The following is a 2430-nucleotide window of genomic DNA, read 5'->3' on the forward strand; positions in this document are numbered from 1 at the left end:
GGGAAGATCGGGACGGGTCTGCTCGATGGCGTCCAGCGCCCGCCGGGCGAGGATGGTGCGCTCGGGCGCGACCAGCTCCCCGAGAACCGCGTCACGGGTCAGCGAGTGGCGGAAGCGGAATCCTTCGGCTTCGACGGTCAACACCTGCGCGCCCACCGCTTGGCGCAGCGCGAGGGCCACCTGGGATTCGGCCAGGCCGGTGATGACCGGCAGCAGTGACCAGTCGAACCGCCGGCCGAGCATCGCGGCGGCGTGGAGCACCCCACGGGCGCCCGCGGACAGCGAGTCCAGGCGCCGACCGACCGCGTCGGCGAACGTCGGGGGCACCCGGCCGCCAAGAGGACCGGTGGTCGACCAGTGGCCGTCCTCCTCGACCAGAATCCCCGCGCCGACCAGTACGGCGAGCAGCTCCTCCACCAGGAACGGCAGGCCGTCGGAGCTGACGCCGATGAACGCCTCCACCTCGGTGGGCAGGTCCGCGGCGCCGAGGCAGGCCCGCGCCAACCGGATGGTGTCCCGCTCGCCGAGCCGCCGCAGGTCGACGACGCGCGCGACCCGCCGGTCTGCCAACGTCCCGATCAGTGCACGGCCGCCACCACCCTCCTCCGGGCGGGCCGTGGCCAGACAGACGATTCGTTCCGCGGCAAGGTTGTCCGACAGATACTCCAGCACCGCCAGCGACTCCGGGTCGGCCCAGTGCAGGTCCTCCAGGATCAGCAGGCAGCCGTGATCACCGGCCAAGACCCGCAACAGCCGCAGGAGCCCTTCGCCGAGGACCACCGGCGACTCACCACGGCCCGCCGGCTCGTGCGCACGCCACTGGGGCACCAGCCGCCCCAGCGCCGGCCGGAACGGCCGCAGCTCCGCAGTATCCGGGTCGCCGTACCGGCGCAGTGCCCCCAGCACAGCCTCGGACAGCGGCCGGAATGCCACGGGCAGACCGCCGGAGACGGCCCGGCCGGTGAGGACGGGCAATCCGCGCGAGCGCGCCATTCGGGACACCTCACGGACCAACCGGGATTTGCCCACCCCGGCCTCGCCCATCACCAACCACGTGCCGCCCCGACCGCCCGACGCGCCGGCCAACGCGTCGAGCAGCACCTCAAGCTCCGCCTCCCGCCCGACCAGCACGGGACATAGCACCTGCCGCATTCTTGCAGTATCGCCGCAAGCAGTCGGCCGTCGAACCATGCGGTGCCGTACTCGCGCCTCGTAGATCAGGACAAGGCGATCAGGCCGGCCGGATCCCGGCCGCTCGGGCCCAGGTGCTTGAGCCGACGGGTGGCGGCGTGCCGGTCCATCCGCCTGCCGAAGGTGTTGCGCAGGATCGGGCCGCCGTCGCGCGCCGCTGACGGCCTGGTAGAGCGATCGGGCCACCGCGGGCGGGGGCGGCACGAGGACGGTTTGCCGCCCTTATCGCGCACCTTGAGGACGGGGTGGCCGTGTTCTTCGCCGAGGTCGCCGATGCTGGCGCGGCAAGCTTCCAAGATCCGCAACCCCGCGGGCTGAGGCAGCGGGACCCGGCGAGGTTGATGGCGCTCGGTTGAGGTCCCACCGCCCGCCGGTGGTGGAGCACATGTGCCGCATCGGTGGCGTCCCACCGGTACGCGCGACCGCCACACCACGGTGGCTGCTACGCGGCCTGGGTCTGTCCGCTGCGACCCTGCGGGAGCTCCCAGAGCTGAATTACCAGTTCGACCGGCCGTTCATCGTCGACTCGACCGCGTACTCCTCCACCTTTGGCATTGTGGCAGCGCCGGCTCGCCGGCACCGATCCGGACGGTCGGACCCCCTGAGGCCGCTGCGGCGCCACCGGATAGCGGCGTTCGTGTCACCCGCCACCGCGGTAACCAGCGGCCCGCGGTTACGGATGTTTGCTGACGGTGAGGAGTACGGCGGCTTCGTCGAGTGCTTCGAGGCTGTGTCGGGCGTTCGGGACGATCAGCAGGTCTCCGGCGGTGCCGTCCCATGACGTGTCACCGGCTGCGAGGCGGACCCGTCCGTGCAGGACGTGGACGGTGGCCTCGCCGGGGTTTTCGTGTTCGTTGAGGGTTTGACCAGCGGTCAGCGCGATGAGGGTCTGGCGGAGGTGGTGTTCGTGTCCGCCGTAGACGGTGGAGCTGCTGCGACCGCTGGAGGAGGCGTGTGCGAGCTTGAGCTGCTGACGTGCCAGGGCGGTCAATGACATCTTCTGCATACCGGCGTCCTTTCGCTGTCTGGGTCAGATGGCCTGGCGGTGGCCGAAGAACTCGTGGTCCTGGTTGTAGCCGCCGCGCCCGCCGCCGATCTCGGAGTCGTGGGCGACGGCACCACCGCTAGGTGTGGCTGGCGGCCGACGTCGCCGCCGCGACGGGGGTGGGTGGCCGTCGCGATGATCGTGGCTGGCTCGGCGAGAACGGTCATGCTGATCGACGCCTGCTGCAGCACCGG

3 protein-coding genes are annotated in these 2430 nt (G+C 71.4%); 1 reads left to right on the forward strand and 2 read right to left on the reverse strand.

Annotated elements, in window-relative coordinates:
- Both VFO68_RS02200 and VFO68_RS02205 read right to left on the reverse strand, forming a co-directional pair.
- Window positions 1–1152, reverse strand: a 1152-nt coding sequence (locus VFO68_RS02200) for an ATP-binding protein (RefSeq protein ID WP_325156419.1), incomplete at its 3' end; no start/stop codon positions are given.
- 712 nt (window positions 1153–1864) lie between these two features.
- Entirely contained in the window at window positions 1865–2197 is a 333-nt protein-coding gene (locus VFO68_RS02205) for a cupin domain-containing protein (RefSeq protein WP_325156420.1), read from the reverse strand.
- Between the two features lie 39 nt (window positions 2198–2236).
- On the opposite strand from VFO68_RS02205, the gene VFO68_RS02210 reads away from it, so the two are divergent.
- Window positions 2237–2430, forward strand: a 194-nt coding sequence (locus VFO68_RS02210) for a hypothetical protein (RefSeq protein ID WP_325156421.1), incomplete at its 3' end; no start/stop codon positions are given.

The sequence above is a fragment of the Actinophytocola sp. genome (genome assembly GCF_035712165.1).
Lineage (GTDB): Bacteria > Actinomycetota > Actinomycetes > Mycobacteriales > Pseudonocardiaceae > DASYTH01.